Source organism: Polaromonas sp. P3_C2 (assembly GCF_056402675.1).
Map to the genome: position 1 here is coordinate 1 of NZ_JBFUGX010000149.1, position 7702 is coordinate 7702.

8 protein-coding genes are annotated in these 7702 nt (G+C 64.0%); 6 read left to right on the forward strand and 2 right to left on the reverse strand.

Translation table 11 applies throughout. From position 1 onward, the window contains the following. The first annotated feature begins 172 nt into the window (after positions 1-172). Complete coding sequence (locus AC1DWI_RS08500; protein ID WP_477670505.1) at positions 173-1039, forward strand: oxidoreductase; 867 nt, start codon at positions 173-175, stop codon at positions 1037-1039. Positions 1040-1130: 91 nt separating this feature from the next. Further along, positions 1131-2144: a MerR family transcriptional regulator gene (locus AC1DWI_RS08505; protein ID WP_477670504.1), complete on the forward strand. Its 1014-nt coding sequence runs from the start codon at positions 1131-1133 to the stop codon at positions 2142-2144. 16 nt (positions 2145-2160) lie between these two features. Here AC1DWI_RS08505 and AC1DWI_RS08510 read toward each other — a convergent pair whose 3' ends face one another. Beyond that, a complete protein-coding gene (locus tag AC1DWI_RS08510) occupies positions 2161-3369 on the reverse strand; it encodes an MFS transporter (protein ID WP_477670503.1) in 1209 nt (402 codons plus the stop codon). A 116-nt stretch (positions 3370-3485) separates the two neighbouring features. On the opposite strand from AC1DWI_RS08510, the gene AC1DWI_RS08515 reads away from it, so the two are divergent. Then, complete coding sequence (locus tag AC1DWI_RS08515) at positions 3486-4436, forward strand: LysR family transcriptional regulator (RefSeq protein ID WP_477670502.1); 951 nt, start codon at positions 3486-3488, stop codon at positions 4434-4436. A 19-nt stretch (positions 4437-4455) separates the two neighbouring features. Here AC1DWI_RS08515 and AC1DWI_RS08520 read toward each other — a convergent pair whose 3' ends face one another. After that, entirely contained in the window at positions 4456-5358 is a 903-nt protein-coding gene (locus tag AC1DWI_RS08520) for a LysR substrate-binding domain-containing protein (protein ID WP_477724670.1), read from the reverse strand. A 90-nt stretch (positions 5359-5448) separates the two neighbouring features. On the opposite strand from AC1DWI_RS08520, the gene AC1DWI_RS08525 reads away from it, so the two are divergent. From AC1DWI_RS08525 to AC1DWI_RS08535, 3 genes are all read left to right on the forward strand, one after another. Continuing rightward, complete coding sequence (locus AC1DWI_RS08525) at positions 5449-6339, forward strand: N-formylglutamate amidohydrolase (RefSeq protein WP_477670500.1); 891 nt, start codon at positions 5449-5451, stop codon at positions 6337-6339. Then, on the forward strand, positions 6336-7328 hold the full coding sequence (locus AC1DWI_RS08530; RefSeq protein WP_477670499.1) for a Bug family tripartite tricarboxylate transporter substrate binding protein: 993 nt from the start codon (positions 6336-6338) through the stop codon (positions 7326-7328). The genes AC1DWI_RS08525 and AC1DWI_RS08530 overlap by 4 nt, the downstream gene beginning before the upstream one ends. 189 nt (positions 7329-7517) lie before the next feature. Continuing rightward, a partial coding sequence (locus AC1DWI_RS08535) for a porin (protein WP_477724671.1) occupies positions 7518-7702 on the forward strand: 185 nt, incomplete at its 3' end.

Below are 7702 nucleotides of genomic sequence, written 5' to 3' on the forward strand. Positions count from 1 at the left end.
ATTGAAGGCCATGGCGGCATTGAAGGCCATGGCGGCTCCTGGCGGTTTTACGGGGAGCAAGCCCCTAATTGTCACGATTAGCTTGATTATGAACTCACCGATTGTGGGCTATTCAACACTTAATCAAAAACCTACATTGCCCTCCTCAGCAACATTTTTTAGGGGCAAGACCATGAATGCAAAGATTGACTTCAAACGTATCTGGATGATCACCGGCGCGGCGCGCGGCATTGGCGCGCGCATTGCCGAAGCGGCGCTGGCGCACGGTGACGCGGTGGTGGCCACTTCGCGCGACGCCGCCTCAGTGCAAAAAAGATTTCCCGCCAGCGCTGCGCTGCTGGCATTGCCGCTGGATGTGACCGACGAAGCACAGGCGGCGGCCGCCGTKCAAGCCGCGTTGGCACGTTTTGGCCGCATCGACGTGCTGGTCAACAACGCGGGCTATGGCCTGCTGGGCGCGGTGGAAGAAGCCACCGGCGACGAGGTGCGGCGCCTGTACGAAACCAATGTGTTCGGCCTGCTGAACGTGACACGCGCTGTGCTGCCGGCCATGCGTGCGCGCCGCAGCGGCCACGTCATCAACATCTCGTCGCTGGGTGGTTACCAGTCGGGCCCGGGCTTTGGCGTGTACTGCTCAACCAAGTTTGCGGTGGAAGGCCTGACCGAAGCGCTGCATGGCGAACTGGCACCGCTGGGCATTCACGTCACCACCGTGGAGCCCGGTTACTTCCGCACCGACTTCCTGGACAACGCCTCACTTGCGGTGTCGCCGCGCATTCTGGACGACTACGCCCAAAGCGCAGGCAGGGTGCGCGAAGCTGCTAAAGAGATCAACCACAACCAGGCGGGCAACCCGCTGCGCCTGGCGCAGGCGATGCTGAAGCTGGTGGAGGCCGACACCCCACCGCTGCGCCTGCCGATGGGCACCGACACGCTGAAAGTGATTGCAGACAAGCATGCGTTTGTGGAGGCCGAGGTGAAGGCCTGGAAGGCGCTGTCGGCTTCGACGGATTTTCCGAAAGAAGCGCTGATGGCCTGAGTTTTTCAATGTCCTGTTGACTTGGCCCCTGGGTCCGCCTTCATGATGCTGAAAGTTCAAAAGCAATGCTGAAGCAACCCAGAGGTCTCTCATGAATTCTCCCCGCGCACACCCAGGCGCCTCCGAAGCGGCCAGGCGGCTTGGCGTATCGATCAAAGCCTTGCGGCTGTATGAACAGCGCGGCCTGGTAACACCGGAGCGCGCCGCCACCGGCTACCGGATTTATGGTCCCGACGCGATGGCGCGTGCCGCCGAGGTGGTGACGCTGCGCAAGTTGGGCCTGAGCCTGGCTCAGGTGGCAGAGGCTTTTGTGGGTGACCCGCAAAGCCTGGAGCCTGCGCTTGCCTTGCACGAGGTGGCGCTCGAATCGCAAGTGAGCGAACTCGTAGACACGATAGGCAAGGTCCGCACGTTGCGTGCGGACCTTCTTCGCGGCAGGGCGCCGGGCCAGGGGGAGCTGGCGCGTGTGCTTCATCCTTATGCCAAATTCAGCGTGGGTTTTGAGTTGCCCTGGCCCTGGGGCGGCGAGTGGTTTGAGCTTGCCGGCATACGCCCACTGAACTACATCATCGGGCCGCTTGGCAGCGGCAAGACTCGTTTGGCGATGCTGCTGGCTGAGCGGCTGCCGAATGCGGTCTTTCTGGGTTTGGACCGGCTGGACAACACGGACAAGGATGCTGCATTGAAGCAGCGTGTTGACAGGACACTGGCGTGGCTGGTGGATGAAGGAGCTGTAGCCTCGGAAGCACTGACCGCGCTGCTGGCGGGACTGGAAGCCGAAGGGCCCGCCGTCTTTGTGGTCGACATGGTGGAGCAAGGGCTGGACCAGGCCACGCAGGAAGCGCTCATCATCTACCTGCGCCAACGCGCCGGGCTTGGCGCACGCCCGCTTTTCCTGATGACACGTTCGTCGTCGATTCTGGATCTGGCGGCGATGGGCGCGGAGGAAGCCGTCATCCTTTGCCCGGCCAACCACAGCCCGCCGGTTCGCGTCGCGCCCTATCCCGGCGCGCCGGGCTACGAGGCGGTGATGACCTGCCTGGCGACACCGGAGGTCAGGGCACGCACGGCGGGCATGGTGGCCACGATTCCCAAAAAGGCTTGACGGTTCAGCGTCGTTTTCACGCGGCGCAGCGCACCAGTTTCTTCGCTGGCCACATTCGCACCACCAGTGCTGCCGCACCCGATACCGCGGCCATCACGCACACGCCCTGCCAGCCGGCGTGCGCCAGCACCACGCTACCCAGCCACGCACCGCCGGCCATGCCGCTGAACATGCCGATGAACAGCACCGCATTGAGCCGGCTGCGCGCGGCGGGTTCAATGCCGTAGACGATGGTCTGGTGAGCAATCAGCGTGGCCTGCGCGCCCAGGTCAAACACCACTGCACCCAGCGCAATGAGCCACAGCTGGTTGGGGCCACAGGCCATGGCGATGAAAGCGGCGGCGACCAGCACAGCGCCCAGCCGGGTGACGACTTCAGGGCCTTTGCTGTCGGCGATGCGGCCGGCCAGCGGTGCTGCGAGCGCACCGGCGGCACCGGCCACACCGAAGGCGCCAGCGGCGCCGCTGCCCAGGTTGAAGGGCTCGGCGTGCAGCATGATGGCCAGCGTGGACCAGAAGGCGCTGAAGCCGATGCTGATCAGGCCCTGTGCGGTGGCCGCGCGGCGCAGCGCGCCGTGGCGCTTCCACAGCGTGGCAAGCGAGCCTAGCAGCGCCAGGTAGGGCAGCTGCGTGGTCGGCTCAAAGCGCGGCAGCCGCCGCCACACCGCCACGCCCAGCAGCGCAATGCTGAGGGCCGCGCCCACAAACATGCTGCGCCAGCCGAACTGCTCAGCCACGACGCCGGCCACCACGCGCGACAGCAGGATGCCCAGCAACAGGCCGGTCATCACCGTGCCCACGGTTTTGCCGCGACGGGCTTCGGGTGCGAGTGTGGCGGCGGCCGGCACGATGTCTTGCGCCAGCGTGGCCGCAAGACCGATCGCGAGGCTGGCCAGTGCGAGCACCGCCACGGACGGCGCGGCGGCGGCGAGCAGCAACGCCAGCACCAGAGCGGCGGCCTTGCCGAGGATGATGCGCCGGCGGTCATAGCGATCGCCCAGCGGCGCGAGGAGTCCTATGCCCAGCGCATAACCGAGCGTGGTCAGCGTGGGCACCAGGCCGATGGCGGCGGGCGTGGACTGGAACTCAGCAAGCAGCAAGGCCAGCATGGGCTGGCTGTAATAGAGCGAGGCTGCGGCCAGGCCGGCACCGGTGGCGAGCAGGAGAATCAATGGGAACGGCAAGCCGGGCCCGGTCTGGTCATGCGTATTAGCTGTAGAAGTCATGAGGAAAATCCCGATTTGAGGCAGGATGCGAGTATGCGGGTGAGGTTTTGCGCTGTGAAGGCTGCTATTGGGCACAATGGTCATACGCAAAACGCATAAGCAACCTGGGGTACCTCATGAAAACCGCACCGGACCGGATCGAACTCATGCAGACCTTTGTGCGCATCGTGGAGGCGGGCAGCCTGTCCGCCGCCGCAGCGCAGATGAACGCCACGCAACCCACAGTCAGCCGGCGCCTTCAGGCGCTGGAACGTTCGCTGGGCCTGAAGCTGCTGCAGCGCTCCACCCACGCGATGAAACTGACGGAGGGTGGCGAGCGCTGCTTTGCCCGTGCCAAGGAGCTGCTGGGCAACTGGGGGGCTTTTGAGGCCGACCTGCGCGGCACACAGGAAGTGCCGGAGGGCACGCTGCGTGTGGTGGTACCGCATGCGCTGGGCCAGCAGCAGCTGGTGGGGCCGGTGGTCGACTATTTGCGGCGCCACGAACGCGTCACGGTGGAGTGGCTGCTGCATGACGGCACGCCCGACTTCATCACGCAGGGCATCGACTGCGCGGTGCATGTGGGCACGGTGGAAGACCCCTCCCTGGTGGCTGTGAAGATCGCTGAAGTCCGGCGCATCGTGGTGGCAGCGCCCTCATTGCTGCAAAACAAACCGCCGCCGCTGCATCCCACCGGTCTGCAGGCCCTGCCCTGGCTGGCCCTGCAAACGTTCTACCGCAACGAGGTGGTGCTGATCCGCCGCCACGCCGACCAGCGCCGCGAAGAGCACCGCTTTGCAATACAGCCGCGCCTGGGCACGGACAGCCTGTTTGCCCTGCGCAACGCCACGCTGCTGGGCCTGGGCGCAAGCATCGCTTCGACCTGGCTGGTGGCGGGCGACGTGGCCGAAGGCCGGCTGCTGCACCTGGCGCCGCAGTGGTGTGCTGAGCCCCTGCCGGTCTACCTGATCTACCCCTATTCGAATTTTTATCCGGCCAAGCTGCGCCGCTTTATCGAAGCACTGCGCGAGGGATTGCCCAAGGGCATGGGCCTGCCGGCCCGCGAGGACGGGGCCGGCGCAGCCTGATCGCAGCGCCTGGGAGAGGTCAGGCGCCGGCCGTGTTGCCGGCCTGCTCTTGCAGCCATGAGGCAAACGCTTCAACGGCGCGATTACTGTGGGCGGCAGCTGATCGTTGGCAAAGGTAATAGCCGCGCGCGATCAGGACCCGGGTGTCGAAGGGCAGGACCAGCTTGCCGCTTTCGAGTTCGCTCTCGATGAGGCACGGCTGGATGACGATGGCTCCCATGCCGGCGCATGCCGCGACGATGAGGTTGTTGCCCAGATCGAACCCCGGGCCCAATGCTGGCTTGGGCTGCTTTAAACCTGCACCCTCCATCCACACGGCCCAGTTGTCGGGGTAGTTGATATGATGAAGAAGGGTATGCGCCGCGAGATCCCGCGGATGCTGAATGCTTCGCGCAAGTGYGGGTGTGCATGCGGGCGTGATCTCGTTGCCCAGCAGATAGCATCCACGGATACCGCGTGGCCACCTCCTTCCGGGACGCCTGAGCGCGATCCACAGGTCCACGTCGTCGCGCTTGAAGTCCTCGTCGAAATGAAATTGGCGCAGCTCCACCTCAACATTGGGATTCAAGGACTTGAATTGCGCGAGCCTGGGGACCAGCCAGCGCGTTCCGAGGGTTGGTATGACGCTCACCCGCACTTTGTGTTGCGATGACTCTCCGCCGAACTGGGTGACCGCCGCCTCCAGCCCGGCGACATGGGTTTCGACCAGCTTCTGGAATTCGCGCCCGCGGACTGTGGGCACAACGCCCGCCTGCTGACGGTCGAACAGGCTGCAGCCGAGCCGTTGTTCCAGGCGCAGGATGGCCTGGCTGACGGCGCCCTGCGTGACAGAGAGAACTTCCGCCGCGCGGCGAAAACTCCCCAATTGGCAGACCCCAAGAAACGCGTGCAGTTCGGCCAGCGACGGCGACTTGAATTTCATGGCCCTATTAGATCATCTAATCAGCAGCTTTGAAATTGTCGTTTGTCGCGCAGCACTCGCGGCGCCACACTACCCGCCATGAGCCAAACCATGTCCCGCGCCGAACCCGTCAAAGTCGTCCGACCCGTCGTTGATCCCATCGCACTGGTGTGCGACTCCCCCCACAGCGGCACCTACTATCCGCAGGACTTCGATTTTTCCATTGAATTGCAGCAACTGCGGCAATGCGAAGACACGCTGATCGAGCAACTTTGGGACGCGGCGCCGCTGGTCGGCGCGACGCTGGTGCACGCGACGTTTCCGCGCAGCTATATCGACCCCAACCGCAGCGAGGACGACATCGACCTTGCGATGCTGGACGGAGAGTGGGCTGAGCCAGTGGCCCCTTCTCAACCCTGCCTGCGGCTGGGTAACGGCCTGGTGTTCAGCAAGACTCCGACACTACAGCCGATCTACAGCCGCCGGCTTCATGCCAGCGAAATCAAACACCGGATTGAAAGCTGCTGGCGGCCGTATCGCCATGCGCTGGAGGACGCGCTGGCCCAGTCAAGCACCCCGCAGGGTGAACGGTGGCACCTCAACCTCCATTCCATGCCGAGCAACGCGTATGTGCGCCTGGGGTTGCCGGACAAGCCGCTGGCCGACATCGTGCTGGGCAACCTGCATGGCGCCAGCTGCAGCGCGGCTTTCGCTGACTTCGTCGGGGACGAGTTCAAGCGGCAAGGCTACACCGTCGCACTGAACGACCCCTATGCGGGGCAAGACCTGGTGCGCACTCTTGGCCGGCCCGCACACGGACAGCACAGCCTGCAGATCGAAATCAACAGGTCGCTCTACCTCAACGAAACAACACGCGAGCCGAAGCGGCAGTTTCCTGAACTCAAGAAGCGCATTCACCTGGTGCTGCAGGCCATCGCGGGGTACATCAGGGAAGAAACCACTCACCCGAAACGCCACGTCAACATCAAGGACACAGCATGATCACCATCCCAAGCCGTCGCAAATTCCTGGGCATAGCGGCCGGCGCGGCGAGCGCGGTGGCGTGCCCGGCATTCAGCCAGCCGCAGGCTTACCCGAGCCGTCCCATTACCCTCATCGTGCCGTTCCCGCCGGGCGGGGCGGTGGACATCTCAGCACGCGCCATGGCCGACAAACTGGGCAGGCTGCTGGGCCAGCCGGTCGTGATCGACAACAAGGCCGGCGCAGGTGGCGCCATTGGCACCGGCATTGTTGCAAAGGCCGCGCCCGATGGCTATACGCTGGTCGTCACTTCGCAGTCGACCCATGTGGTCAATCCGGCGGTGTCACCCAACCTGCCTTATGACGCAGTGAACGATTTCGCCTACATCACGCTGATCGACAGGCTGCCGAACGTGCTGGTCGCCAGCGCCAAGCTCCCGGTCAAGACCTTTGCCGAATTTGTACGCTACGCCAAGGCCAACCCCGGCAAATTGAACTACGCATCGTCGGGCAACGGCTCGGTGGCACACCTGAGCATGGAGCTGCTCAAGTCGAAGCTGGGCCTGTTCATCACGCACATTCCCTACCGGGGCGCCGGACCGGCACTGACGGATCTGCTCTCGGGGCAGGTTCAGCTGACGTGGAACAACCTGCCCTCCAACCTGGCCATGCTGCAGAGCGGAAGCCTGCGCGCACTGGCCGTCGCCTCGCCGCTGCGCGCACCGCAGTTGCCTGATGTTCCCACCTTCGACGAACTCAAGCTGCCCGACCTGAACCTCACGTCGTGGACGGGGTTGGCAGCGCCGGCAAAAACGCCGGAGGCCATCATCCAGAAACTCTACGACGCGGTACGCACCATTCTTCGCGACAAGGACACGCTGGAAGCCTGGCGCAAACGCGGTGCGATGCTGCCCGAGAACGTGCGCCCCGCCGAATACCGGCAGGAAGTCATTCAACGCATCCGGTTCTTCAAGGATGTCGCTCAGGCCAACAAGATTGTTCTGGAATAGCCGCGCATGAACCTTCACCACCCCACCACGCTGCCGCAGCCAGACGGTTGACGCGCACATACACGCACCTGTGAGTTGCTGCCCCGTGGAAGACGAAATCTTCTCGGGCCYGGGCGAACTTTGCCCGCGAATATCCATACGGCGGTGATTGGGCTCCCGCTATCTATAGAAAACTTTGAGGAGTGAGGAATGAATTACAAGATGATCTGCCTGGCAGCGGTTGCTGCCGGTGCAATAGCACCCGTTGCCGCGTTGGCGCAAAGCACGGTAACGATCTACGGGAAGATGGATACGAGCTTCGAGAACTCGAAGACCGGCTCGGTCTCGCAGACGCTCATCACGGGCAACGCGTCCCGGTTCGGCTTCAAGGGAAC